Genomic DNA, 24840 nt, shown 5'->3' on the forward strand with positions numbered 1-24840 from the left:
GGCCCGGCGAGCCCGGTGCCCACGCTGCCCGCGGTCCCGCTTCTCGCATCGCGAGTTAGGGCAACCCTCAGCGTAGACGGGCACTTACCCGGCGAGAGACAGCACCGACCAACCGGACCGGCACCTCCCACGACCACAAGCACAGGCATTCGGTGATCGGCCTGCCCCCGGCCACCGTGCACCACCAGCACCGCCGACGCCCGCCCAGGCGTACGGCACATCCCGAACTCTCGCACCGGCTACATGGAGTTCCATGAGCCGACCGGAACCGGTCGGACTGGCCAGGCCCGCCGAAGCACCCTGAGTTCCCCTGCACCGAGTACGAGTGCCGCCCGTGCGGCGGCAGATCTCCGCGCCGTCACGACCATCGTGGTGACGGCGAGCTGGAGCAGGAGCGGCATCGGGCCGCCGTGCGGGCTCGCACCGACGGCTGCGGACGGTGTCCGCCAAGTGCACGACGAGGCGGCGGGGGTGGCCGCCTGCCGTCGGGATCGTGGGGCTGCTCTCGAACCGTTGGGCAGGTGACGGCCGCCGATTCGACGGGTTGTCACGAGCCGGTCACTTTCCCACTGACACAGCAACCACACGGTGTCTTCACGTGTCACACACGCAACTCACAGATACCTCAGGGGACACCATGAGCCAGCCGCAGAATCCGCAGTACCAGCCCAACCCGCAGCAACCGTGGGGGCCGCCGCCTCCGCCGCCGAAGAAGCGCGGCGCGGGCAAGATCATCGGGTTCGGATGCCTCGGCATCGTCGGCCTATTCGTCGTCATCGGCATCATCGCCGCCCTGGCCGGGGGCGGCAGCAGCAGCGACAAGAGCAGCAGCAGTGCCGACGGCAGCAGCAAGACCGGCACCAAGAAGGACGACAAGCCGGCCGGCGGCGGCAAGACCGACGACACCAAGAACAGCGGCGACAGCAAGAGCGACAAGAAGACCGTCGTATTCAAGGTGTGGGGCACCGCTCCCGCCGGCGCCCTCGGCCCGCTCGACATCACCTACGGCTCCGACAGCGACAACCGCAAGGGCAAGTTCGCCGACGGCGAGTTCACCGCGACCCTGCCGCTGAGCAAGGACGCCATGTACTACAGCGTCACCGCCCAGCTCCAGGGCTCCGGCGACATCCAGTGCTCCGTCACCATCGGCGACAAGACCAAGAAGGGCCACGCCTCCGGCGGATACAACATTTGCCAGACCCAGCTCAACGCCGGCCTCCTCGGCGGCTGGGACTGATCCCGTCCAGGCCGGCCCGGCCACACCCCGGGTGCGGCCGGGCCTTCCGCACTCCAAAACCCGAGGGGGAATGATGACCGACCAGCTTCCGCCGCAGCCCACGACCCCGCCGCCACCCGCCGAACCGCCGGCCGTACCCGCACTTCCGTCGCCGGCGAAGAGACCCGTCCGCCCACTCACCGCGGGACTGCTCGGCCTCGCCATCGGCGCCGCCATCGTCGGAGCCGCCTGGGCCGTCACCGCCGAGAACGGCCCCGGTGATCCAGGTACCTTCACCCTCGAAGGCACCTTTGAGCTCACCGAGGGTGCCACCAGTGACGACAACGGCGGCTGCATGGGCACCGGCGGATACGACGACATCCGCGAAGGAACCGGAGTCACCGTGTACGGGGCAGGCGGAGATGTCATCGCCACCGGCGCCATCCAGAACCCTGACTATTCGGGACTCACCTGCACGTTCGACGTCAAGGTCGAGGACGTACCCAAGGGCGAGAAGTTCTACAAGGTGGAAGTCTCGCACCGCGGCACGCTCCAACTGACCGCCCAGGAGGCGCAGAGCGGGCAGTTCGCCGGCAGCCTCGGCTAGCCAACACGGCCCCGGCGCCCTCACCGGGGCCGCTCGTCAGCCTCCTGATACGGATGCTGTTCGTCGTCATTCTCCTGGCCCTGACAGTCACGCTGTTCAGCAGCCCTGTCAGACCTGTCCGGCATGATGCTCCCTTCAGCTGTGCACCGAGGGGGCACCACCCATGAGAAATGACGACATTGCAGACCTGGCGAACTTCCTCCGGGCTCGTACTGACGAGGACGAAGCTGCGGCACAGGCCGTGAAGCCCGGCACGGCCGAGGACACCGCAGGGCTGAAGGCCCGGGTTCTCGCCGATGTCGCCGCCAAACGAGGTGTCCTGCGCTTCGTGGAGCGGATGCAGCAGGACGCAGCACACGACGACTTCATGGTTCACGGTCCCGCCATGATTGCGCTCTCTGCGACTGTGCTCCCGCTCCGCCACCTTGTTGCGGCTTACGCCGCACACCCCGACTTCCGGCCTGAGTGGGAGCCGAACGAGGAGGAAGTCGAGCCGGACCCAAGGTTCAGTCGTTCCGGCCGGGCATAGGTCGCGGACTCACCGGGGGGATCGAGCAAGCATCGAAGACGTCGCCGGCTTCACGCGCGACAGCCGCCGCACTCCGAGCAGGCACTTGCCGCATCCGCCGTAAGAACGTTCGACCGCATTGAGGTCCGTACCGCACATTTCCTCTCTCCGTTCGAGCGCGCATGGTACGGAGCATCGGCGACACCCCCCGGCTGAACGGTCCTGGTCAGCCGAGGAAGCTCAGCCGCACCTTCCGCTCGGGGTTGTCACGGTTGGTGTCCACCAGGCACACCGACTGCCACGTGCCGAGTTCCAGGCGGCCGCCGATCACCGGCAGGGTGGCGTGCGGCGGGACGATGGCGGGGAGGACGTGGTCGCGGCCGTGGCCGGGGCTGCCGTGGCGGTGCTGCCAGCGGTCGTCGGCGGGGAGCAGGGTGTGCAGGGTGGCGAGGAGGTCGTCGTCGCTGCCGGCTCCGGTCTCGATGACGGCGATCCCGGCGGTGGCGTGCGGGACGAAGATGTTCAGCAGGCCGTCGCGGTCGCCCGCCGCCTCCCGCAGGAAGTCCTCGCAGTCCCCGGTGAGATCGACCACGCGCTCGCGGGAGCCGGTGGAGACGTTCACGATTCGGGTGGTGAAGGCATCTGACATGCCCTCCATCCTGACGCATGCCTCGCCCGGCGGTCGGGAAGAGGGGCGCACGGCACGCTGTTGGTAGAAGCGTGAACAAAATGCGTGAGGTCGAGGTGGTCGTCACGGGCGCCGGTCAGGCCGGGCTGTCCAGCGCCTACCACTTGCGCCGCTCCGGCTTCGAGCCGGAGCGCGACTTCGTGGTGCTCGACCGCTCCCCCGCCCCGGGCGGTGCCTGGCAGTTCCGCTGGCCCTCGCTGACGTACGGCAAGGTGCACGGGATGCACTCGCTGCCCGGGATGGAGCTGACCGACGCCGATCCGGCGCGGCCGTCGGCCGAGGTGATCGGGGAGTACTTCGACCGGTACGAGCGCGCCTTCGACCTGCGGGTACGGCGACCGGTGGCGGTTCGGGCGGTACGCGAGGGAGACGGCGGGCGGCTGCTCGTGGAGACGTCCGCGGGCACCTGGTCCACCCGGGCGCTGATCAACGCGACCGGCACCTGGGACCAGCCGTTCCTGCCGCGCTACCCGGGCCAGGAGGGTTTCCGGGGGCGTCAGTTGCACACCGCGCAGTACGCCGGGCCCGAGGAGTTCGCCGGGCAGCGGGTGGTGGTCGTGGGCGGCGGCGCCTCGGGCACCCAGCATCTGCTGGAACTCGCCCCTTACGCGGCCGCGACCACCTGGGTCACCCGCCGCCCTCCCGTCTTCCGCGAGGGCCCGTTCGACGCGGACGCGGGCCGGGCAGCCGTCGCGCTGGTGGAGGAGCGGGTCCGTCAGGGTCTGCCGCCGCGGAGCGTGGTCTCGGTCACCGGCCTGCCGCTCAACGACGCGATCCGCAAGGGGCTCGCGGACGGCGTGCTGGACCGGCTGCCGATGTTCGACCGGATCACCCCGGACGGCGTCGAGTGGCAGGACGGCAGGCACGTCGAGGCCGATGTGATCCTGTGGGCGACCGGGTTCCGCGCGGCGCTCGGCCATCTCGCGCCGCTGCGGCTGCGCGAGCCGGGCGGCGGGATCCGGGTGGAGGGGACCCGCGCGGTGGCCGACCCGAGGATCCACCTCGTCGGTTACGGCCCCTCGGCCAGCACCATCGGCGCCAACCGGGCCGGCCGCGCGGCGGTACGGGACATCAAGCGGCTGCTGGCGGAGGGCCGCCCGGTCGCCGCGTGACGAACCGCCAAGGACCCCGCTCTCCATGGGGTCCCCCGGTTCAGCCGGCCCCGCCGGACGGTGCGGCGGACGGGGACCGCTGTCCGCCGTTGCGGCGCAGGGAGTTGTACTCGTCCACATTGCGCATATGGGTCGTGTAGTCGGCGGTGAAGCGGGTGTCCCCGGGCTTGACCGTCACGAAGTACAGCCATTCCCCGGGCGTCGGGTTGATCGCGGCGCGCATCGCGTCCTCGCCGGGGTTGCCGATGGGCGTCGGCGGCAGGCCCGTGCGCTGGTAGGTGTTGTAGGGGCTTTCGACCCGGGTGTCCTCCTCGGTGGTGGGCGGGGTGGCGCGGCCGAGGGCGTAGGTGAGGGTGGCGTCCAGTTGCAGCGGCATGCCGCGCGCCAGCCGGTTGAGGATGACCCGGGCGGCCTTGCCCATGTCCTCCTTCTCGACGCCCTCGGCCTGGACGATGCTGGCGATGGTGACGGCCTGGTAGACGTTGACCGAGTTGCGCTGTGCCCCGGCCGCGACCGGTGCCCCGTCGAACTTCTGGTGGGCGGTGTCCACCATGGACCGCAGCAGGGACTCGGGGGTCGCTCCCTCGCGCAGCGGATAGGACGCCGGGAAGAGGTAGCCCTCCGGGTTGCCCGCCGCGTCCTTGGGCAGCTTCAGTCCCGCCTTGCCGAGCGACTTGCGGGTGCTGCCGGGCGGCAGTTCGAGCGCCTTGTCGATCGCGTCGTAGACCTGACTGGCGCGCCAGCCCTCCGGGATAACCAGTGCGGCCGGCCGGGACCCCGCACGGCCGTCGGCCATCGTCAGCAGCGGCACCGCCACGGCGGTGCCGGCCATGACGGCGCCGGCCACGACGAGGACGAGCCTGCCCCGGCGTGTCAGTCGGATCCTGCTCCGTGGCGGAATGAGCGTCTGCATGCGGGAACGGTAATACGCAGAGCACCGCAATCACGACATATAGTCAGCTTGTCGGTTCTCGCCCCGCGCCTCAGCCCGCCGGCTCCAGTTGCGCGTCCCGGCGCACCAGGGCCGCGTACCGCCCGTCGCGCTCCAGCAGTTCCTCGTGCGTGCCTCGTTCGGCGACGCGCCCGGAGTCCAGCACCACGATCTGGTCGGCGCCGCGGACGGTGGACAGCCGGTGCGCGATGGTGATCGTCGTGCGGTTCGCCGAGAGGGCGTCGATGGCCTGCTGCACCGCGGCCTCGGTCCTGGTGTCCAGGGCACTGGTCGCCTCGTCGAGTATGAGAACCGGCGGATCGCGCAGGATGGTGCGGGCGATGGCGAGGCGCTGCTTCTCGCCGCCGGAGAAGCGGTGGCCGCGCTCGCCGACGACGGTGTCGTAGCCGTCGGGCAGCGCCGCTATGTGGTCGTGGATCTGCGCCGCGCGGGCGGCCGCGTGCAACTCCTCGTCGGTGGCGTCCGGCTTGGCGAAGCGCAGGTTGTCGGCGACGGACGCGTGGAAGAGGTACGTCTCCTGGGAGACGACGCCGACCGCGCGGGCCAGGGTGTCGAAGTCGAGGTCGCGGACGTCGACCCCGTCCAGGGTGACCCGTCCGCCGGTGACGTCGTAGAGCCGGGGCACCAGATAGCCCAGCGTGGACTTGCCCGCGCCGGTGGGGCCGACGACCGCCAGGCTGCCGCCGGCGGGGACCGTGACGTCGACGCCGTCGAGGACGGGGCCGCCCTTGGCGTCGTAGCGGAACTCGACGTCCTCGAAGCGGACTTCACCCTTGATCCGGTCGAGGTGGACCGGGTGCGGGCGCTCGGTGATGTCGATCGGCAGGTCCAGGTACTCGAAGATGCGCTGGAAGAGCGCGAGCGAGGTCTGGATCTGGACACCGGTGGCGAGCAGGCTCACGGCCGGGCGGAACAGGCCCTGCTGGAGCGAGACGAAGGCGACGATGGTGCCGAGCGAGGCTTCGGGGCCGCCGAACCGGAGGGCCAGTCCGGCCGTCCAGTAGATGACGGCGGGCATGGCGGCCATGACGATGGTGATGACGGCCATGCGCCAGCGCCCGGCCATGTTGGACCGTACTTCCAGGTCGACCAGCCGCTCGGACTCCCCCGCGAAGGAACCGGTCAGTGAGTCGGTGCGGCCCATGGTGCGGCCGAGCAGGATGCCGCTGACCGAGAGGGACTCGGTGACCGTTGCCGCCATCGCGGCCATCTGCTTCTGCCGCTCGGTGGTGATTTTCTTGCGCTCGTTGCCCACGCGGCGGCTGATCCAGACGAAGGCCGGCAGCAGGAGCAGCGAGACGATGGTGAGCCGCCAGTCGAGGGCGACCATGGCGACGACGGTGGCGACCACACTGGTGACGTTGGAGACCAGGGAGGTGGCCGTGGAGGTGACGGTCGCCTGCATGCCGCCGATGTCGTTGGCGATGCGGGACTGCACCTCGCCGGTGCGGGTGCGGGTGAAGAAGGCGAGCGACATGCGTTGCAGCCGGCCGTAGACGGCGGTGCGCAGGTCGTGCATGACGCGCTGGCCGACGGTGGTCGAGATCAGCGTCTGCAGCACGCCGAAGACGCTGGAGAGCACCGCGCTGAGGATCATGCCGAGCGCGAGCAGGCTCAGCAGACCGGTACGGCCCCGCGGGATCGCGACGTCCAGGGTCTCCCTGAGCAGGAACGGCGTGGCCACCGAGACCAGCGAGGCGGCGCCGACCAGCAGGCCGACGATCGCGAGCCGCCCGCGGTAGGGGCGGAACAGCTTCAGGATCCGCCGCCACTGCCGGGGGCGCTCCCCGGCGTCGGCGGGCGGAGTCCAGGAGGAGAGTTCACGGTCGGGATGCATGGGCTCCTACGGAGGTGAACGGGCGCCGGCCGGGGACGGCCGACGATGACGGAACGGATCGTAGCTCATTGTTACCTATACTCACAATGAATTGCATCCTGATATTGTTCCGCCATGACCACCCCCGATCCCGACGGACTGCTCGCCGAGCAGTTGCTACGGCTCACCCGCCGGGTGCACCGCATCCAGAAACGCCATCTGGAACGACGCGACCTGGGCGTCACCCCTGCCCAGTCCCGGCTGCTGCGCACCCTCGCGCACTACGGCTCGCCGCCGCGCATGGCGGACCTCGCCGAGCGCCTGGAGGTGGTGCCGCGCGCGGTGACGACGCTGGTCGACGGGCTGGAGGCGAGCGGCAAGGTCCGCCGGGCACCGGATCCGGCCAACCGGCGTGTGACCCGGATCGAGCTGACCGACGAGGGGCGCGCGACCCTGCGCGAACTGCACGGCGCGCGCCGCTCGGCGGCCGAGGAGATACTCGCCCCGCTGACGGAGAAGGAGCGCCAGGTGTTCGGTGTCCTGCTCGACGCCCTGATCGACGGGGACGCGGCGAAGCCCTGCTGACCCGCGGCTGCGCGGGCCCGTCCGGCCGGTCCGGGCGGCGCAGGACCTCGCCCCGCGCCGCCCCAGCCCTGTTCGCGGCGGGCTAGCAGCCGCTGCGATCCCGCGTCAGCACTCCCTGGGCGGTGGCCAGCGAGTGGTCGTAGCAGCCGGCCGAGCCGTACGACCGGTAGCGCTCCGAGGAGGTGCCGACCGCGTGCCGCTGGTCGCGCGGGGCGTCGAGGAGGTACGACGCGTCGCCGCGGTAGGTGTCGTCCAGCCGTGACCACGCCGTGCGCCGGCCGTCGCGCCGTTCACTCACCGAGGCGCGGTCGCCGAGGGTCAGCTCGGTGCGCAACCGGCTGTCGGAGCCGATGGTGGTGGCGCCGTTCATCGTGTACGTCCGCAGCGTGCGCGTCGAGCGCGCGGGCCCGGCCCCGGCGGTGACGACGGTCTGGTCGTCGGTCCAGGTGGCGTCCAGGCCGTCGGTGTTCTCGCCGTCGGTCCAGCGGTGGACGGAGGTGTTGGCGAGGGTGCGGGTGACGGTGGTGGTCACCCGTCCGTGGGAGGTGTCGAGGTATCCGCTGACGGTGAGCCGGTGCCCCGCCCGGGTGTCCACCCGGTTCTCCGAACCGGGCGTGTACACCGAGGAATTGGCGATGTCGCCCGCCTTGTCCTCGGTGAGTCCGCCGGTGAGGTGGTCGCGGTGCGCGTCCTGCCAGACCAGCACGTTCACCGGGGCGCTCCAGCCGGCCTGCCCCGAGGGCACGCCGACGACGGAGACCTCCACCCGGTGCGGCCGGCCGTCGTCCAGCAGCCCGGCGAAGGGCGTGAGGTCGTACTCGATCGGCCGGACGTCGAAGGCGCCCGGCGCCGGGATCACGTACCAGAGGAAGGGGTCCGACCAGCCGCCGGTCCACACGTTCGGGTACGGCGCGGCGATGCCGGCCGGCCGGCCGTCGACCTTGATCTGGACCTCGCGGTAGGGACCGTGGTCGGCCTTGCAGGAGTACGACGCCGGGTCGGCCACCGTCAGGTACCAGAACTCCTCGCAGCCGCCGCCCGAGCCGGTGGCGTACACCTCGGCGACGATCCGTTCGCTGTTGCGCGGGGTCGTGAGCGTCGTGCCATCGGGTGTGTCGGCGAGGGTGAGCACGCGGTCCGGGGTCCGCTCGGCGGGGCGGCCCGCGTAGAAGGTCAGGGTGACATGGACGTCGATGACGCCGGTGTAGGTGTCGTCGACCACGTTGCCGATCAGCATCTCCACGTCCCGCCGGCCGCGGAAGGTGTCGCTGTAGCGGGTGACGTCCTTCTCGACGTGCCAGGCGATGCCGTCGGGCGAGGGCTCCGGGGTGGAAGTGCGCAGGATCTCGACCCCGCCGACGTGCAGATAGCCGAGCCGGTCGTACTGACGGCCCTTCACCGTGCCGTCCAGGCGCAGCACGACCTTGCTCCAGCGGTCGCCGCAGCCCGTGGGCGGGGTGTACGCGCCCCGGTAGGGGGTGAAGTCGCGGAACTGCGCGTCCGCGAGGGTGACCTGGCAGGACGTGCCGTGCGGCCGTGCGACGGGCGGGGCGGCGGTGACCGGGTCGTGCCAGTCGGTGCCGAACTCGGCGGGGACATCGGCGGCCCGGGCGGTCCCGGCCCCGGCGCCGAGGAGCGCGCCCGCCAGGAGGACCACGCTCGCCAGCATGGACATGACTATCCGTTGTCTCATGGGCGGATTTCTACGGCGAGTTGGGGCGTGGCCGCAACGATCCGCCGCCGGGCGACCGCACCGGACGGCGCATCTGGCACCCCGTCACCCTGACGAACATTTAGTGCTATAACCGTAACAAACTGACATAGTGCGCTCATGGAGACCACGCCCACAGGCAACCCGCCGGGCACCCCGCGCGAGGGGTCCGGGAAGGGACACCGAAAGGGAACCGAACGCAACCCCCGGGAAAACCCCGAGCTGGCAGCGACGAGAGAGCCGAAGGGGATGCCCGCCGAGGGCCCGGGAAGGGGGCCCGGCGGATGTTCCGAAGGGGACCCGACGAGAGGCCCGGCAAAGGGGCCCGAAGCGGGGCGTCGCCCCCGCCGCGCGGCCCTCGCCGTCGTCGGCGCGCTCGCCCTCACCGGCGCCGCCGTCTGCACCGGTCTGTTCCCCCGCGAAGGGAGCGGCTCATCCGCGCCCGGTCCGGCCCCCGCACCCGGGCGCGCCGCCGCGTCCGGCCCGGCGGGCGGCCCGGGAGCACCGCCGTCCCCCGGCGCGCCGGGCATCGGCGACCCGCTGATGCCCGGCGCCGGGAACGGCGGCTACACGGTCCGGCGTTACACGCTCGACTTCGACTGGCAGGCGCCCGGCACGCCCTTCGAGGCCGGCGCCACCATCAGCGCCGCCGCCACCCAGGCCCTGTCCCGCTTCGACCTCGACTTCGCGGGCAACACCCTGCACCGGGTCACGGTCGACGGCGCGCCCGCGCGGGCCGTGCGCGACGGCGACGAACTCGTCGTCACACCCGCCCGCCCGATCCCCCGCGGCCGCGCGTTCACCGTCCACGTCGCCTACACCGCCGACCCCACCCAGCAACGCCACCGCCACGACGCGATCCGGGACTACGGCTGGGTTCCCACACCCGACGGCACCGTGGTGTGCGCCCAGCCCGACGGCGCCCGCATGATCTTCCCGGCGGACGACCACCCGAGCCTGCGCGCTCCGATCACCTTCCGCGTCACCACGCCCGCGGGCATCAGCGCCGTCGCCAACGGGCGCCTCGTCAGCACCGCCCGGCGGCCCGGCGGACGCGTCCAGTGGACCTACGACTCCGAGCAGCCGATCGCCGCGCAGCTGGTCCAGCTGGCGATCGGGAAGTTCCGCATCGTCAGCAGCAGCGGCCCGCGCGGGCTGCCGGTCCGCGACGTGGTCCCGGACGGCCTGGTCGGCGACACCGAGGAGTACCGCTCGCTCACCCCGGAGCACATCGCCTGGCTCGAACAGCGGCTCGGCCCGTACCCGTTCCCCCGCTACGGCGTGCTGGTCGGGGACACCGAGCTGCCGGTGGCGCTGGAGACGCAGTCGCTGTCCGTGCTGCCCAAGGACGACCTGCTCGGCGACCGGGTCGACGCCGAACGCAACCTCGTGCACGAGCTGACACACCATTGGACCGGGGACAGCGTCGCCATCCGGCGCTGGTCCGACCTGTGGCTGAGCGAGGGTCACGCCCGCTTCTACGAACGGCTGTACTCCGCCTCGCACGGCGGCATCGCCCTGGAGGACGCGATGCGCGACGCCTACGCGCAGCACGACCAGTGGCGGCACGACGACGGTGCGCCCGCCGAACCCACCGCCGACACGCTCTTCAAGGTGATGCGCTACGACGGCTCGGCCCTGGTGCTGTACGCCCTGCGGGAGAAGGTCGGCACCGAGACCTTCGAGCGGATCGAACGGTCCTGGGTGAGCACCTACCGGGGCCGGGCGGCCGGCACCCGGGACTTCATCGACCTCGCCTCCCGGATCGCCCGACAGGACCTGGGGCCCTTTCTGACCGACTGGCTCTACGGGCCGCACACCCCGCCCATGCCAGGCCACCCCGACTGGCGGATCGACCCGGTCCAGGACTGACCCGGATGGCCCGCCGTCACGTCCCCTCGCGGGCCACCGCGCTGACGGGTCGTCGGGGCGCAGCCGCTGCCGCCGACCGGGTGGCCTCTGCCGGGCCGCTGGTCCACCCCGGTGACGGTTGGCGCGACGGGACACGCCGGGCACGGAAACGTACGAGGGGTGGTTGTCAGGGGCAACTCCTTTGTCCTGGCTGCATAGAGCGCGATGAACATGTTTGGAGACCCGTGCCATGAAAAGACCCACCGCCCCACGTGTCCCCAACGGCATCCGCGTGTGCCGCAGGACGGCATGTGCCATCGGAGCGGCCGCCCTGCTGGCGCCGCTGCTGCTCACCCCGATGACCGACGACGAGGCACCCGAGCAGCGCCTCCAGTACGCCTTCTCCGACGCCGCCCACGATTTCCATGTGCCGCGCAGCGTGCTCATGGGCGTGTCCTACGTGCAGACCCGCTGGGACGCCCATCCCGGCTCGCCCAGCGTCGCGGGCGGCTACGGGCCGATGCACCTGGTGGACACCAGCCAGTTCCCGGCCACGGCGCCCTCCCCGAGTGGCCAGGGCGGCGGCGCGCTGCGGCCGAGCGCGGGGGCGGCGGGAGCGCCCGCCGCGGCGCCGGAGGGCGTCCTGGCCGGTCGTTCCGTCAAGCCCGCCGACCTGCAGCGCGCCGCGAAGCTGACCGGCGCCCCGGCCGGGCGCCTGCGCACCGACGCCGAGGCCAATGTGCGCGGCGGCGCGGCCCTGCTGGCCGCCACCCAGCGCCAGCTGGGCAAGCCGCTCAGCGACAATCCGGCCGACTGGTGGGAGGCGGTGGAACGTTTCCCCGGCACGCCCGACATCACCTCGGCGGCCACCTACGCCAACGACGTCTTCGCCGTGATCCGCAAGGGCGCCCACCGCACCACCGCCGAGGGCCAGGACGTCTCCCTGCCCGCGAACCCCGGCGTGCGCGCCCACACCGTGCGCACCGAGAAGCCTCGGCACGCCAAGGGGACGGAGTGCCCGGCCGAGGTCTCCTGCGACTGGCTGGCGGCGCCGTACGAGGAGATCGACGACGAGGGCAACTACGGCAACCACGACCTCGCCGACCGGCCGCGGGACCAGAAGATCCAGTACATCGTCATCCACGACACCGAGGCAAGGCTGTCGAGCATGTTCCAGACGGTGCAGGACCCGACCGAGGCGTCCTGGCACTACTCGATCCGTTCCAGCGACGGCCACATCACCCAGCACGTCCAGACCAAGGACGAGGCCTGGCACTCCGGCAACCAGTATGTGAACGCCCGATCCATCGGCATCGAGCACGAGGGTTTCCTCAGGCAGCCGGGCACGTGGTTCACGGAACAGATGTACCGCTCCTCGGCCCGTCTGGTGCGCTACCTCGCCAAGAAGTACGAGATTCCGCTCGACCGGCAGCACATCTTCGGCCATGACAACGTGCCCTCGCCGACCGGCGACTCCATCCCCGACATGCACGACGACCCGGGCCCCTTCTGGGACTGGCGGCACTACTTCGACCTCCTCGGGGCGCCACTGAAGCCCACGGCCGGGCCGGACAGCGACATCGTGACGATCCTGCCGGACTACGCCACCCACACGCCCAAGTTCACGGGGTGCCGCAGCGCCGGGGCGCCGTGTGCGAAGCACGGCTCCAGCGCCGTCCGCCTGTACACCCGTCCGGACGAGAAGGCGCCACTGATCCAGGACCCGGGCCGCCACCCCGACGGCGGAGCCTCCACGATGGACGTCGACGACCTGGGCTCGCGTGCCTCGGCCGGTCAGACCTTCGCGGTCGCCGAACGCCGCGGCGACTGGACGGCGATCTGGTACCAGGGGCGCAAGGCCTGGCTGGAGAACCCGAAGAAGGACCCGACGGCGGTCGGCGCGGTCGGCAAGATGGTGACGCCCAAGGAGGGCGTGGACGAGATCCCGGTGTTCGGCCGTGCGCTGCCGGAGGAGGAGGCTTACCCCGAGGGCGTGGAGGAAGAGCCCGAGGCGCCGCTGCCCTACCACTTCCGCGCCGGTCAGCGGTATGTCGCTCAGGGCACCATCGACAGCTCGTTCGTCCCGAGGTCGTCCTTCGTCGACACGCCCGAGCCGGTGGTCAGGGGCAACGAGACGTACTACCAGATCCAGTTCGACAACCGGATCGCCTATGTCCGCTCCAGCGACGTGGACGTGGTCGGCGCGCCCGTGACCGCGGGCCCGTCGGCGGGAACATCCGCGGAAACGCCGACGGAAACACAGGACCGCTCATCGGACCAGTGACGCCGCAGGATCGTCAGCCGCTCTCCACCGCTCTCCCCGGCCCGCTCCAGGGCCGGGGAGCGGGCCGTCCACGGCGGAGAGGGCCGAACACTTCCGCTCATCCCACTGGTCACGGTCGGTCCGCGCGCCCGCGCCCGCTCTTGGCGATATGGCGCCCGTTTGGCGCGAAAACCGTTTGAAATTCCCGACTCCACGACGCGAACCTTTCACGGCTTGTCCCGGGCAGCCCCTGCCGGCTGCCGCCCTTCCCTGACACGCCGTCACGAGCCGTCTGGACGTCATGCAGATTCAAGACCTTCCCTATCCCGACCCGGGCGTGCCCGACGCGCGCTCGGGTCCCCGACTTCTGTGGTGGCTCTGGCGCAATCAGCTGGGCGGCCAGCTGAAGGCGTTGGCCTGGGGGCTGCTCCACTTCGTCGCCGTCTCCGCGCTGCCGTTCTGCGTGGGCCTCGCCGTGCAGGCGGTCGTCGACCGGTCCGGCGGGCGGCTGGCGCTGGCCGGTGCCCTGATGCTGTCGTGCGGGACGGCCGTTGCCGTGGGCGACACCTTTCTGCACCGGGCCGCCGTCACCAACTGGATCACCGCCGCCGCCCGCGTCCAGCAGTTGCTCGCCCGTAAGGCGGCCGAGCTGGGCTCGACGCTGACCCGGCGGGTCGCGGCCGGAGAAGTGGTCGCCGTGTCCACCGGAGACGTGGAGAAGATCGGCTGGTTCGTGGAGGCGGTGTCCCGCTTCACCGCCGCCGCGCTGACCGTGGTCATCGTCTGCATCGGCCTCCTCGTCTACCAGCCCTCGCTCGGCGTGGTCGTCGCCGCCGGGCTGCCCGTCGTGGCACTCGCGGTACTGCCGCTGCTGCCGCGCGCGACCCGCCGCGCCGATGTGCAGCGCGAGAAGGCGGGCCGGGCCACCGAACTCGCCTCGGACACCGTCGCCGGACTGCGCGTGCTGCGCGGCATCGGCGGCGAGGAACTGTTCCTCGGCCGCTACCGCCGCGCCTCCCAGGAGGTGCGGCACGCGGCGGTGCGCAGCGCCCGGATGTGGTCGCTGATCTCCGCCGTCCAGGTGCTGCTGCCGGGCCTGCTGCTGATCGCGGTCGTCTGGTACGGCGTCCAGCTGGCCCGCCAGGGCCGCATCGCCGTCGGTGAACTGGTCACCGTCTACAGCGCGGTGATGGTGCTCAGTTACCCGCTGCAGCACTTCGAGGAGATCGCCATGTCCTACTCCTTCTCCCGCCCCTCGGCCACCCGCACCGCACGGGTGCTGTCACTGCGCCGACCCGCCACGGCCGACCCTGGCGGCACCGCCACCGCGGCGGACGGCAATCTCACGGAGGTGCCCCGGGGTGAACTGCACGACCCCGCCACCGGACTGGTCGCCCCGGCCGACCGGCTCACCGCCGTGGTGTGCGGCGATCCGGACGCGGCCGGGCGTCTCGCGGAACGGCTCGGCGGCCACCCCACGGAACCGGGCCGCTCGGTCCTGCTCGGCGGCACGCCCCTGGACCGGCTCCCGCTGCACGTCGCCCGGACCGCCGTCCTCGTCCAGGACAAGGACCCGGTGCTGCTCTCCGGCACCCTGCGGGAACTGTTCGACGTCCCGGCGTCCGGCGCCGTCTCGGCCGACGAGGCCCTCGCGGCCGCGCAGTGCGAGGACGTCCTGGACGCGCTGGTGGAGGGATCCGTGGACGTCGCCGACCCGATGGACGCCCATATCACCGAGCGCGGCCGGTCCCTCTCGGGCGGCCAGCGCCAGCGGCTCGCGCTGGCCCGGTCGCTGATCACCGATCCGGAGGTGCTGGTGCTGGACGAGCCGACCTCGGCGGTCGATTCGCACACCGAGGCCCGGATCGCCGACGGACTGCGCCGGCTGCGCTCGGGGCGCACCACGGTGGTGTTCACCTCCTCGCCACTGCTGCTCGACCGCGCTGACCGGGTCGTGCTGGTCCACGAGGGCGAGGCCGTGGCGAGCGGCACGCACCGCGAACTGTTCGACGGCGAGCCCCGGTACCGGGCCGTGGTGACCCGGGAGACGGACGACGAGGGTGTGTTGCGGAACGCCCTCAGGGAACTGGAAGAGATCGAGGAGAGCGCATGATCGGCGTCGCGCCACCGGGGTACGACCCGGCGGCCCCGACCACCGCCACCACCCTGCCCGTCGGCGCGGCCTCGACCGTGCGCGCCTATGTCGCCGAGTTGTTCCGCCGGCACCGCCGGGCCTTCCTGCTGCTGATCGGCGTGAACACGGTGGCCGTGATCGCGTCCATGGTGGGCCCGTACCTGCTCGGTGACCTGGTCCAGCGGGTGTCGGACGGGGCACGGGAGCTGCGTCTGGGCCCGACCGTCGCGCTGTTCGTGCTGGCGCTCGCCGTGCAGGCGGGGTTCGTCCGGCAGGTGCGGCTGCGAGGTGCCATGCTCGGTGAACGGATGCTCGCCGATCTGCGCGAGGACTTCCTCGTCCGCTCGGTCGGGCTGCCGCCCGGCGTGCTGGAACGAGCGGGCACGGGCGACCTGCTCTCCCGCATCACCACCGACATCGACCGGCTGGCCAACGCCATGCGGGAGGCCGTGCCCCAACTGGCGATCGGTGTCGTCTGGGCGCTGCTGCTGCTCGGCGGGCTCGTGGTGACGGCACCGCCGCTCGCGGCGGCGGTACTCATCGCCGCGCCGGTGCTGGTGGTCGGCTGCCGCTGGTACTTCAAGCGGGCACCCTCCGCCTACCGCTCGGAGGCCGCCGGGTACGCCGCCGTCGCCGCCGCGCTCGCCGAGACCGTGGACGCGGGACACACCATCGAGGCACACCGTCTGGGCGCCCGCCGCGTCGCCCTGTCGGAGCAGCGGATCAAGGCGTGGACCGGATGGGAGCGCTACACACTGTGGCTGCGGTCCGTGCTCTTCCCGGTGATCAACACCGTCCACGTCCTCGTCCTCGGCTCGGTCCTGATGGTCGGCGGTGTCCTCGTGCTGCACGGCTGGCTCGGGGTGGGCCAGCTGACCACGGGTGCGCTGATCGCGCAGATGCTCGTCGACCCGGTGAACCTGATCCTGCGCTGGTACGACGAGGTGCAGGTGGCGCAGGTGTCGCTCGCCCGCCTGGTCGGTGTCCGGGAGATCGAACCGGACGCGGGGGACGCCTCGGTGGCTCCCGACGGGCGGGAGGTGCACGCCGAGCGGGTGCGCTTCGGCTACCGCGAGGGCGTCGACGTACTGCGCGAGGTGTCCCTGCGGGTCGCGCCGGGCACCCGGCTCGCCCTGGTCGGCCCCTCGGGTGCGGGCAAGTCCACCCTGGGCCGGCTGCTCGCCGGGATCTACGCGCCCCGGGACGGCCGGATCACTCTCGGTGGTGCCGAACTGTCCCGGATGCCGGCCGAACGCGTGCGCTCGCACGTCGCCCTGGTCAACCAGGAGCACCATGTCTTCGTCGGCTCCCTGCGCGACAACCTCCTGCTGGCCCGCACCGGTGCCGGCGACGCCGAGCTGTGGGCGGCCCTGGGGGCGGTGGACGCCGACGGCTGGGCCCGGGCGCTGGACGAGGGTCTGGACACCGAGGTCGGGTCCGGCGGGCTCGCGCTGACTCCGGCGCAGGCCCAGCAGGTCGCGCTGGCCCGACTGGTGCTGGCCGATCCGCACACGCTGGTCCTGGACGAGGCGACCTCTCTCCTCGACCCACGCGCGGCCCGTCACCTGGAGCGCTCCCTGGCCCGCGTCCTCGACGGGCGCACGGTCGTCGCCATCGCCCACCGCCTGCACACCGCCCACGACGCCGACGCCATCGCCGTCGTGGAAGGCGGCCGCATCACCGAGCTGGGCAGCCATGACGACCTTGTCGCGGCGGACGGCGCGTACGCGGCCCTGTGGAGCTCCTGGCACGGCTGAGCATCCGGCCCGGGCGGACTCGAAGACAGCCGCCCGGGAAGCGTGCCGTTGCGCGGTGGTCAGCAGCAGTGGAAGTCTGGAGAAGGGCACCGCATCGGGTTCCACCCGAAAACCACCTGGTGGGCGCCGGGTGGCATCCATGCCGTGCGTGCCGACGGCCCACCGCCCGTTTCGGCGGCATCCGGCCGTCCTCACCACCTGGAGGTAGTCGTGGACAGCGCGGACAGCTGGGGGGACGACGTCTACCAGCCCGATCCCTCGGAGATCCGGGAGGACTCGGGGGTGCTCGACGTCGAGGACACTCTGGACTTCGACGGTGTCGACGACCCCCTCGACCGCGGCTGGTCTCCCCCGGAACGGCCGTGGGCGGTGGAGCACAACGGTGTGACCGCGGCGGAGCGCCATGCGGGCGAGACCCTCGACCAGCGGCTCGCCGAGGAGACACCCGACCGCGACGTCCCGGGCGGCGACGGCATCGGTGACTGCGAGGGCACGGATGGGGAACTCCTCGACAACGAGGTCGGCGACCTTCGCTCCGGCCGGCTGGTGGCCCCCGACGAGGGGGTGCACGAGGACGAGGAGGCCGCCCTCGTGGCCAGCGACGTCGGTATCGACGGCGCCGCCGCCTCCGCCGAGGAGGCCGCGATGCACATCGTGGACGAGGATTCCGTCTCCGGTTGACCCGCGGGCCCCCGCCGGTCCGTCCGCGCCCCGCCCGACCACCCCGTACGAGGAGCCGCCATGCAGCAGGACAAGCACCCCGACTACCACCCCGTGGTCTTCCGCGACCGCGCCGCCGGGTACGCGTTCCTGACCAGGTCCACCGCGCAGAGCGAGCAGACCATCGACTGGGACGACGGCGAGAGCTACCCGGTGATCGACGTGGAGATCTCCTCGGAGAGCCATCCCTTCTACACCGGCAAGGCCCGCACGGTCGACACCGAGGGCCGCATCGCCCGCTTCGAGCGCCGCTACGGCGGGACGGACGCGGGCGACGCCACCTGACGCGCTGGGCCGGCTCAGATCACGTTGAGCGCCGCAGCGCAGCCCACTCCGCCGAGCACCATGAACACGGGCATCAGCACCTTCAGCTCGACCCAGCTGCCCGCCCGGAACCGGATCGCCTTCGGCGGCCCCACCGGGTACCAGCGCTTGCGGCCCAGCGGGATGGGCCACAGGATCGGGCAGCCCGACACCGTCAGCGCGTCCCCGATGTCGTGCACCAGCGCGCCCAGCACGATCGGCAGCCCCAGCCACAGGTACTGCTGCCCGGGCTCGCTGAACAGCCAGTCCGAGCCGTTTCCGGGCTGGTCGAGAATTCCCGCCAGGATCCACGCGGTGGCCGCCGCCAGCAGCCACACCAGTACGTCGCTGCTGGAGCCCCGGGCGGCCCGCCACAGCAGACCCTCGATCGCCAGCACCATGTGCACGAACAGGATCGCCAGCACGCCCCAGCGTCCCCCGGTGTACGCCACCGCGGAGCAGCCGGCGCCGATCAGGACCGCCCACACCCAGGTGTGGGTCAGCGTGCGATGGCCGCCGGAGCGGCGCGGGTCGCCCTTCTTCCTGGTCGCCTTGTACACGGCGTAGGACAGCTTGTCGACGATCTCGCAGAGCCAGTGCGAGATCGGCCCGAAGGCCCGCGAGATGGTGGCCGCCTTGTGGTCGAGGTCCGGAGCGAGGGCGGCGCCGGCGCATATCAGGGCGCCGACCAGGAGGACCGGCCAGGGCATCGGGTGATCGGCCGCGGCGGCGGCCGCTCCGATCCCGAGCCAGGCCGCGGCCCCCGACAGTGAGTGTGCTGGTCCCATCATGGCCGCTTCCCGCCCCATTCCTGTTTTGCCGCTGTCCAGTTGACCTGGTGCCGTGACGCTTCGTCGGCGACACAGCGTAGCCGTCGTGATCTTGCCGACCACAGCCGATTCCCCGATCGGGGAGGAGGCCAGGCAAGATGGGAGCGTGACCCTCATCGATCAGCTGCCGCCGACCGCCGACCCCGACGCCCTGTACGAAGCCTTCGAGTCGTGGGCCCAGGAGCGCGGTCTCACCCTCTATCCCCACCAGGAAGAGGCGCTGATCGAAGCGGTGTCCGGGGCGAACGTGATCGTCTCCACCCCCACGGGCTCCGGCAAGAGCATGATCGCCGCGGGCGCGCACTTCGCCGCGCTGGCCCGGGACGAGGTCACCTTCTACACGGCACCGATCAAGGCGCTGGTGTCGGAGAAGTTCTTCGAGCTGTGCAAGCTGTTCGGCACCGAGAACGTCGGCATGCTCACCGGCGACGCCTCCGTGAACGCCGACGCCCCGGTGATCTGCTGCACCGCGGAGGTGCTGGCCTCGATCGCGCTGCGGGACGGCAAGGACGCGGATGTGGGCCAGGTCGTCATGGACGAGTTCCATTTCTACGCGGAGGGCGACCGCGGCTGGGCCTGGCAGATCCCGCTGCTGGAGCTCCCCCAGGCGCAGTTCATCCTGATGTCCGCTACTTTGGGCGATGTGTCCTTCTTCGAGAAGGACCTCACCCGTCGCACCGGGCGGCCCACCTCGGTGGTCCGCTCGGCGACCCGCCCGGTGCCCCTCTCCTACGAGTACAAGCTGACCCCGCTCACCGAGACGCTCACCGAACTGCTGGAGAGCAAGCAGGCTCCGGTGTACATCGTCCACTTCACACAGGCGCAGGCCGTGGAGCGGGCCCAGGCGCTGATGAGCATCAACATGTGCTCGCGTGAGGAGAAGGACCAGATCGCCGAGCTGATCGGCAACTTCCGCTTCACCACGAAGTTCGGCCGCAACCTCTCCCGCTACGTCCGGCACGGCATCGGTGTGCACCACGCCGGCATGCTGCCCAAGTACCGGCGCCTGGTGGAGAAGCTTGCCCAGGCCGGTCTGCTGAAGGTCATCTGCGGCACGGACACGCTCGGTGTCGGTGTCAACGTGCCCATTCGCACCGTGCTGTTCACCGCGCTGACCAAGTACGACGGCAGCCGTGTACGCACCCTGCGGGCGCGCGAGTTCCACCAGATCGCGGGCCGCGCCGGCCGGGCGGGCTTCGACACGGCCGGCCTTGTCGTCGCGCAGGCGCCGGAGCACGTCATCGAGAACGAGAAGGCGCTGGCGAAGGCGGGCGACGACCCGAAGAAGCGGCGCAAGGTGGTGCGCAAGAAGGCGCCGGAGGGCTTTGTCGCCTGGTCGGAGAACACCTTCCAGAAGCTGATCGAGTCGGAACCGGAGCCGCTGACGTCCCGTTTCCGCGTCACGCACACCATGCTGCTGTCGGTGATCGCCCGTCCGGGCAACGCGTTCGAGGCGATGCGTCATCTCTTGGAGGACAACCACGAGCCGCGCAAGCAGCAGCTGAGGCACATCCGCCGGGCGATCGCGATCTACCGTTCGCTGCTCGACGGCGGCATCGTGGAGAAGCTCGACAAGCCCGACGCCGAGGGCCGCATCGTCCGGCTCACGGTCGACCTCCAGCAGGACTTCGCGCTCAACCAGCCGCTGTCGACCTTCGCGCTGGCCGCGTTCGAACTCCTCGACCCCGAGTCGCCGTCGTACGCCCTCGACATGGTCTCCGTGGTCGAGTCCACCCTGGACGACCCGCGGCAGATCCTCGTCGCCCAGCAGAACAAGGCGCGCGGCGAGGCCGTGGCCGCGATGAAGGCCGACGGCGTCGAGTACGAGGAGCGCATGGAGCGCCTCCAGGACGTCACGTACCCCAAGCCCCTGGAAGAGCTGCTCTTCCACGCCTACAACACCTACCGCAAGAGCCACCCGTGGGTCGGCGACCACCCGCTGTCGCCGAAGTCGGTCGTCCGCGACATGTACGAACGGGCACTGTCCTTCACCGAGTTGGTGTCCTTCTACGAGCTGGCGCGCACCGAGGGCATCGTGCTGCGCTACCTCGCCAGCGCCTACAAGACCCTCGACCACACCATCCCGGACGACCTGAAGTCCGAGGACCTGCAGGACCTGATCGAGTGGCTCGGCGAGATGGTGCGCCAGGTGGACTCCAGCCTGCTGGACGAGTGGGAGCAGCTGGCGAACCCCGAGGAGATGACCGCCGAGCAGGCCCAGGAGAAGGCCGACGAGGTCAAGCCCGTCACCACCAACGCGCGCGCCTTCCGGGTGCTGGTCCGCAACGCGCTCTTCCGCCGCGTGGAGCTGGCCGCGCTGGACCAGGTCGAGGAACTGGGCGAGATGGACGCCGAGTCCGGCTGGGACGCGGACGCGTGGGGCGAGGCGATGGACAAGTACTGGGACGAGTACGAGGACCTCGGCACCGGACCCGACGCCCGCGGCCCCAAGCTGCTGGTCATCAAGGAGGAGCCGGAGAACGGTCTCTGGCGGGTCCGCCAGATCTTCGACGACCCCAACGGAGACCACGACTGGGGCATCAGCGCGGAGGTCGACCTCGCGGCCTCGGACGCCGAGGGCCGCGCGGTCGTACGCGTCACCGATGTCGGCCAGCTGTGACCACAGGAGAATCCCACCCATGACGACGAACCCGGCCGAAAGACTGGTCGATCTGCTCGACCTGGAGCAGATCGAGGTCAACATCTTCCGCGGCCGAAGCCCGCAGGAGTCGCTGCAGCGTGTCTTCGGCGGCCAGGTGGCGGGCCAGGCCCTGGTCGCCGCCGGCCGCACCACCGACGGGGACCGCCCGGTGCACTCGCTGCACGCGTACTTCCTGCGCCCGGGCCGTCCGGGCGTGCCGATCGTGTACCAGGTGGAGCGGATCCGCGACGGGCGCTCGTTCACCACGCGCCGGGTCACCGCCGTGCAGCAGGGACGCACGATCTTCAATCTGACCGCCTCCTTTCACAAGCCTGAGGAAGGACCGTTCGAGCACCAGCTGCCGCCGGCCCGGGAGCTGCCGCATCCCGAGTCGCTGCCGACGGTGGCCGAGGAGATACGCAAGCATCTGGGTTCACTGCCGGAGCAGTTGGAGCGGATGGTGCGCCGCCAGCCCTTCGACATCCGTTACGCAGACCCGCTGCGCTGGACCGCCGAGGAGGTCGAGGGTGCCGAACCGCGCAGCGCCGTGTGGATGCGCGCGGTGGGCCCGCTGGGCGACGATCCGCTGGTCCACACCTGCGCGCTGACCTACGCCAGTGACATGACGCTCCTGGACGCGGTGCGCATCCCCATCGAACCGCTGTGGGGCCGCCGGAGCTTCGACATGGCCTCGCTGGACCACGCCATGTGGTTCCACCGGCCGTTCCGCACCGACGAGTGGTTCCTGTACGACCAGGAATCGCCGATCGCCACCGGCGGCCGCGGCCTGGCCCGCGGACGGATCTACGACCTGGAGGGGCGGCTGCTCGTGTCGGTCGTCCAGGAGGGCCTGTTCAGGACCCTGTAGCGGGCCGCCCGCCGAGGTTCGGCCGCGAGGCTCACACCTCGGCGGGCCGGGGACTTCCGCGCCGCAGCCACGCGCGCAGGCGCCGAGTGGAGCGTGGCGGAGTAGGTCCGGTTCCGTGGTTCCGGAGGGTCGTGGGCAGGGCGGGCAGTGCGGGCGACGTACGGGGCCACTGCAACATGTGCCCTGCGGCTGCCCGGCGCAGTTCGGCGCCCCAGTCCGGCGGCGCGGCCGCTCCGCCCGGCGGGCGCACCGCGCCCGTGATCGTGCGTGCCATGGGCGGGATGGGACGGGCCGTCGGTCGCCTCGACAGCCGGGCGCGGCGGGGGGCCGGTCGTGTGGCGGGGGAAAGGGCGCGTGCCTCCGCGACGAAGGTGGCGAGCTCGCTGCGCAGCCACGCGATCTCGTCCGCGTCCTGCGCGGTCGTGATTCGCTCGGCGAGATGGCCGGACGAGGCGCCGGGAAGGGCTTGTCCGGGCAGCGCGGGCCGCCAGCGGTTCACCCGGGCCCGCTCGTACGGGTCCTTCACGACGTCGGCGACCTCGACCGGTGCGAGAAAGGCAGCCACTGCTCCGGCTCGCGCCCACGGGTCGTCGGTCTGTCGAAGCAGACAGCCGACAAGGCGCGTGCGCCAGTTGCGGGCCCGCAGGTCCAGTCCGTCCGCGAGCTGGCTGCGCAGCGTCTCGGGTGTGCGTCCCTTGAGCAGGTGCGCGTTGTCGGCGTCCGCTGCGAACTGCTTCAGTTCCTGCGCGAGATACAGCCAGACCACGGTCCGGTACCGGTTGACGTAGAACGCGACGGGCACGAGGAGACCCAGCCGTGCGAGCCGGGTGAAGCGGCCGGCCGGGACGTCCAAGAGTGCGGCACCGTCCACCGTTCCCACGGTCCGTACCCGATCGCTGAGGGAGTCCGGGAACCCGTCCTGCGCCCGAAGCCGGTCGAGCTCCGCGCGCTCCACCAGCCGGCCCCCTCCGCCGCCCGCGTCGGGCAGGGTCCGCACATGGCCGAGCTGGACCGCCAGGTCGAACTCGCCGCGCTGGAGTCCCAGTTCCCGGGCGGCCCGGCTCGGCGTGCAGGTGTCGGAGCGGGTGTGGTCGAAGGTGTTCGCCGACATGGTCGTACTCCCCCGTGGAGTGAGTGGCTCACGCCTTGTGCGTTCGCCGTGCACACACCGTAGCCGGATTCGCTTTTCTCGTGGCGGGCCTGTGGATAACTCCATGGATCCTTGCGAACTTGCAGGTCAGAGGTCTGTGCTGGGTGCTCGCTCGGGCTTTCTCGCATCGACGCCGAGATGTTCGCCGACCCGGTTGACGAGCAGGGTCATCTCGTAGGCGATCTGTCCGATGTCGGCAGCCGCCCCGCTGAGCACGCACAGACAGCTGCCGGCACCGGCCGCGGTCACGAACAGCACGGCGTCGTCGTACTCGATCATCGTCTGGCGTACCGCGCCGGCGCCGAAGTGGCGTCCGGAGCCCTTGGCGAGGCTGTGCAGTCCGGATGCCACGGCCGCCAGGTGTTCCGCGTCCTCGCGGCGTAGGCCCGTGCTCGCTCCGGTGACCAGTCCGTCGTTCGACAGGACGAGTGCGTGCCGGACGTCGTCCACACGCTCCGTCAGATCGTCCAGGAGCCAGCCGAGTCCCTGGTTCTGCGCCATTTCCGTCTCCCCGTGTGACGTCTCCCCCTGGCTGGAGGAACCATCAGCCAGCCTTCCCCACGTGCGGCGTCCGGGCAAGCAGGATGGGCGCATGGCACAGAAGATGACCGACGAGGAGTGGCGGGCGTTCGTCTCGGAGGGCACCCGCACCGGCAAGCTGTCCACCGTTCGCGCCGATGGGAGCCCTCATGTGGCCCCGGTGTGGTTTCTGCTGGACGGGGACGAAGTGGTCTTCCTGACCGGCCGGGACACGGTAAAAGGGCGCAATCTCGCCCGTGACGGGCGGATCGCCCTGTGTGTGGACGACGACCGGCCGCCGTTCCACTTCGTCATGCTGAGCGGTCGCGCCCGGCTGTCCGAGGACCCGGCGGAACTGCGCCGTTGGGCCGCGAAGGTCGCCGCCCGGTACATGGGTGAGGACCGGGCCGAGGAGTTCGGCGCCCGCAACGGCGTGCCGGGCGAGCTGCTGGTCCGGGTCACCGTCGACGAGGCGGTGGCGGTGCGGGACCTGGCGGCCTGAGCGGCCTCAACCGGCCACCGCCCGGACCCCCCGCCGGCCCCGGTGCCCTGCCCGGTGGATCCGCCGGATACCTGACCCGGGCCGCGCACCGGCGCCGGAGCGGGGCA

At 71.4% G+C, this 24840-nt stretch carries 21 protein-coding genes; 14 read left to right on the forward strand and 7 right to left on the reverse strand.

Translation table 11 applies throughout. The features are described from left to right. Window positions 1–637: 637 nt before the first annotated feature. From ACSP97_RS04990 to ACSP97_RS05000, 3 genes are all read left to right on the forward strand, one after another. Window positions 638–1237, forward strand: coding sequence for a hypothetical protein (locus tag ACSP97_RS04990; RefSeq protein WP_355154739.1), 600 nt, complete (start codon window positions 638–640; stop codon window positions 1235–1237). Window positions 1238–1310: 73 nt separating this feature from the next. Further along, a complete protein-coding gene (locus ACSP97_RS04995; protein ID WP_355330046.1) occupies window positions 1311–1823 on the forward strand; it encodes a hypothetical protein in 513 nt (170 codons plus the stop codon). Window positions 1824–1986: 163 nt separating this feature from the next. Continuing rightward, entirely contained in the window at window positions 1987–2352 is a 366-nt protein-coding gene (locus ACSP97_RS05000; RefSeq protein WP_382012770.1) for a DUF6221 family protein, read from the forward strand. Between the two features lie 205 nt (window positions 2353–2557). Here the strand turns inward: ACSP97_RS05000 and ACSP97_RS05005 are convergent, their stop codons facing one another. Then, the gene (locus ACSP97_RS05005) at window positions 2558–2980 is read right to left on the reverse strand and encodes a secondary thiamine-phosphate synthase enzyme YjbQ (protein ID WP_355154734.1); all 423 of its coding nucleotides are present in this window, start codon (window positions 2978–2980) and stop codon (window positions 2558–2560) included. 71 nt (window positions 2981–3051) lie between these two features. Between ACSP97_RS05005 and ACSP97_RS05010 the strand changes: the two genes are divergently transcribed. Continuing rightward, window positions 3052–4131, forward strand: a complete 1080-nt coding sequence (locus tag ACSP97_RS05010) for an NAD(P)-binding domain-containing protein (RefSeq protein WP_440556470.1) — start codon at window positions 3052–3054, stop codon at window positions 4129–4131. A gap of 40 nt (window positions 4132–4171) precedes the next feature. On the opposite strand, the gene mltG is transcribed toward ACSP97_RS05010, so the two are convergent. Both mltG and ACSP97_RS05020 read right to left on the reverse strand, forming a co-directional pair. Next, a complete protein-coding gene (mltG, locus tag ACSP97_RS05015) occupies window positions 4172–5044 on the reverse strand; it encodes an endolytic transglycosylase MltG (protein ID WP_355154733.1) in 873 nt (290 codons plus the stop codon). Between the two features lie 70 nt (window positions 5045–5114). Then, entirely contained in the window at window positions 5115–6920 is a 1806-nt protein-coding gene (locus ACSP97_RS05020; RefSeq protein WP_355532743.1) for an ABC transporter ATP-binding protein, read from the reverse strand. A 114-nt stretch (window positions 6921–7034) separates the two neighbouring features. On the opposite strand from ACSP97_RS05020, the gene ACSP97_RS05025 reads away from it, so the two are divergent. After that, the gene (locus ACSP97_RS05025) at window positions 7035–7484 is read left to right on the forward strand and encodes a MarR family winged helix-turn-helix transcriptional regulator (protein WP_355154729.1); all 450 of its coding nucleotides are present in this window, start codon (window positions 7035–7037) and stop codon (window positions 7482–7484) included. An 82-nt stretch (window positions 7485–7566) separates the two neighbouring features. Here ACSP97_RS05025 and ACSP97_RS05030 read toward each other — a convergent pair whose 3' ends face one another. Beyond that, a complete protein-coding gene (locus ACSP97_RS05030; RefSeq protein ID WP_440556472.1) occupies window positions 7567–9177 on the reverse strand; it encodes a peptide-N4-asparagine amidase in 1611 nt (536 codons plus the stop codon). A 561-nt stretch (window positions 9178–9738) separates the two neighbouring features. Between ACSP97_RS05030 and ACSP97_RS05035 the strand changes: the two genes are divergently transcribed. The 6 genes from ACSP97_RS05035 (at window position 9739) to ACSP97_RS05060 (ending at window position 18205) form a co-directional block, all read left to right on the forward strand. Then, window positions 9739–11067, forward strand: a complete 1329-nt coding sequence (locus ACSP97_RS05035; protein ID WP_440556473.1) for a M1 family metallopeptidase — start codon at window positions 9739–9741, stop codon at window positions 11065–11067. 229 nt (window positions 11068–11296) lie between these two features. Further along, window positions 11297–13330 carry an N-acetylmuramoyl-L-alanine amidase gene (locus tag ACSP97_RS05040; protein ID WP_440556474.1) on the forward strand — a complete coding sequence of 678 codons (2034 nt, stop codon included), beginning with the start codon at window positions 11297–11299 and terminating at the stop codon, window positions 13328–13330. A gap of 280 nt (window positions 13331–13610) precedes the next feature. Then, the gene (locus ACSP97_RS05045; RefSeq protein WP_440556476.1) at window positions 13611–15422 is read left to right on the forward strand and encodes an ABC transporter ATP-binding protein; all 1812 of its coding nucleotides are present in this window, start codon (window positions 13611–13613) and stop codon (window positions 15420–15422) included. Further along, window positions 15419–17200: an ABC transporter ATP-binding protein gene (locus ACSP97_RS05050; protein ID WP_440556479.1), complete on the forward strand. Its 1782-nt coding sequence runs from the start codon at window positions 15419–15421 to the stop codon at window positions 17198–17200. Before ACSP97_RS05045 ends, ACSP97_RS05050 begins: the two co-directional genes overlap by 4 nt. A gap of 210 nt (window positions 17201–17410) precedes the next feature. Continuing rightward, the gene (locus ACSP97_RS05055; protein ID WP_355154718.1) at window positions 17411–17881 is read left to right on the forward strand and encodes a DUF5709 domain-containing protein; all 471 of its coding nucleotides are present in this window, start codon (window positions 17411–17413) and stop codon (window positions 17879–17881) included. Window positions 17882–17941: 60 nt separating this feature from the next. Next, the gene (locus tag ACSP97_RS05060; RefSeq protein ID WP_355154716.1) at window positions 17942–18205 is read left to right on the forward strand and encodes a type B 50S ribosomal protein L31; all 264 of its coding nucleotides are present in this window, start codon (window positions 17942–17944) and stop codon (window positions 18203–18205) included. A gap of 14 nt (window positions 18206–18219) precedes the next feature. On the opposite strand, the gene ACSP97_RS05065 is transcribed toward ACSP97_RS05060, so the two are convergent. Next, window positions 18220–19014, reverse strand: a complete 795-nt coding sequence (locus ACSP97_RS05065) for a metal-dependent hydrolase (RefSeq protein ID WP_355154714.1) — start codon at window positions 19012–19014, stop codon at window positions 18220–18222. Window positions 19015–19159: 145 nt separating this feature from the next. On the opposite strand from ACSP97_RS05065, the gene ACSP97_RS05070 reads away from it, so the two are divergent. Together ACSP97_RS05070 and ACSP97_RS05075 are read left to right on the forward strand one after the other, a co-directional pair. Then, window positions 19160–21673, forward strand: a complete 2514-nt coding sequence (locus ACSP97_RS05070) for a DEAD/DEAH box helicase (RefSeq protein ID WP_355154712.1) — start codon at window positions 19160–19162, stop codon at window positions 21671–21673. 19 nt (window positions 21674–21692) lie between these two features. After that, window positions 21693–22562 (forward strand): acyl-CoA thioesterase, encoded by an 870-nt coding sequence (locus tag ACSP97_RS05075; protein ID WP_355154710.1) that lies wholly within the window; start codon window positions 21693–21695, stop codon window positions 22560–22562. A 31-nt stretch (window positions 22563–22593) separates the two neighbouring features. On the opposite strand, the gene ACSP97_RS05080 is transcribed toward ACSP97_RS05075, so the two are convergent. Both ACSP97_RS05080 and ACSP97_RS05085 read right to left on the reverse strand, forming a co-directional pair. Then, complete coding sequence (locus ACSP97_RS05080; RefSeq protein ID WP_440556481.1) at window positions 22594–23673, reverse strand: DUF6397 family protein; 1080 nt, start codon at window positions 23671–23673, stop codon at window positions 22594–22596. A gap of 126 nt (window positions 23674–23799) precedes the next feature. Beyond that, window positions 23800–24213 (reverse strand): roadblock/LC7 domain-containing protein, encoded by a 414-nt coding sequence (locus tag ACSP97_RS05085; protein WP_070026431.1) that lies wholly within the window; start codon window positions 24211–24213, stop codon window positions 23800–23802. A 91-nt stretch (window positions 24214–24304) separates the two neighbouring features. Here ACSP97_RS05085 and ACSP97_RS05090 point away from each other — a divergent pair, with 91 nt between their 5' ends. Next, window positions 24305–24733: a PPOX class F420-dependent oxidoreductase gene (locus ACSP97_RS05090; RefSeq protein WP_355154706.1), complete on the forward strand. Its 429-nt coding sequence runs from the start codon at window positions 24305–24307 to the stop codon at window positions 24731–24733. Window positions 24734–24840: the final 107 nt, after the last annotated feature.

It is taken from the genome of Streptomyces sp. SCPE 10, assembly GCF_051980735.1.
In the GTDB taxonomy this organism is placed as follows: domain Bacteria; phylum Actinomycetota; class Actinomycetes; order Streptomycetales; family Streptomycetaceae; genus Streptomyces; species Streptomyces misionensis.

Coding starts and splice junctions, on each gene's coding strand:
- ACSP97_RS05075 (WP_355154710.1), top strand. CDS start 21,693: ATGACGACGAACCCGGCCGAAAGACTGGTCGATCTGCTCGACCTGGAG.
- ACSP97_RS05060 (WP_355154716.1), top strand. CDS start 17,942: ATGCAGCAGGACAAGCACCCCGACTACCACCCCGTGGTCTTCCGCGAC.
- ACSP97_RS05090 (WP_355154706.1), top strand. CDS start 24,305: ATGGCACAGAAGATGACCGACGAGGAGTGGCGGGCGTTCGTCTCGGAG.
- ACSP97_RS05030 (WP_440556472.1), bottom strand. CDS start 9,177: ATGAGACAACGGATAGTCATGTCCATGCTGGCGAGCGTGGTCCTCCTG.
- ACSP97_RS05085 (WP_070026431.1), bottom strand. CDS start 24,213: ATGGCGCAGAACCAGGGACTCGGCTGGCTCCTGGACGATCTGACGGAG.
- mltG (WP_355154733.1), bottom strand. CDS start 5,044: ATGCAGACGCTCATTCCGCCACGGAGCAGGATCCGACTGACACGCCGG.
- ACSP97_RS04995 (WP_355330046.1), top strand. CDS start 1,311: ATGACCGACCAGCTTCCGCCGCAGCCCACGACCCCGCCGCCACCCGCC.
- ACSP97_RS05000 (WP_382012770.1), top strand. CDS start 1,987: ATGAGAAATGACGACATTGCAGACCTGGCGAACTTCCTCCGGGCTCGT.
- ACSP97_RS05045 (WP_440556476.1), top strand. CDS start 13,611: ATGCAGATTCAAGACCTTCCCTATCCCGACCCGGGCGTGCCCGACGCG.
- ACSP97_RS05040 (WP_440556474.1), top strand. CDS start 11,297: ATGAAAAGACCCACCGCCCCACGTGTCCCCAACGGCATCCGCGTGTGC.
- ACSP97_RS04990 (WP_355154739.1), top strand. CDS start 638: ATGAGCCAGCCGCAGAATCCGCAGTACCAGCCCAACCCGCAGCAACCG.
- ACSP97_RS05025 (WP_355154729.1), top strand. CDS start 7,035: ATGACCACCCCCGATCCCGACGGACTGCTCGCCGAGCAGTTGCTACGG.
- ACSP97_RS05035 (WP_440556473.1), top strand. CDS start 9,739: ATGCCCGGCGCCGGGAACGGCGGCTACACGGTCCGGCGTTACACGCTC.
- ACSP97_RS05005 (WP_355154734.1), bottom strand. CDS start 2,980: ATGTCAGATGCCTTCACCACCCGAATCGTGAACGTCTCCACCGGCTCC.
- ACSP97_RS05080 (WP_440556481.1), bottom strand. CDS start 23,673: ATGTCGGCGAACACCTTCGACCACACCCGCTCCGACACCTGCACGCCG.
- ACSP97_RS05020 (WP_355532743.1), bottom strand. CDS start 6,920: ATGCATCCCGACCGTGAACTCTCCTCCTGGACTCCGCCCGCCGACGCC.
- ACSP97_RS05050 (WP_440556479.1), top strand. CDS start 15,419: ATGATCGGCGTCGCGCCACCGGGGTACGACCCGGCGGCCCCGACCACC.
- ACSP97_RS05065 (WP_355154714.1), bottom strand. CDS start 19,014: ATGATGGGACCAGCACACTCACTGTCGGGGGCCGCGGCCTGGCTCGGG.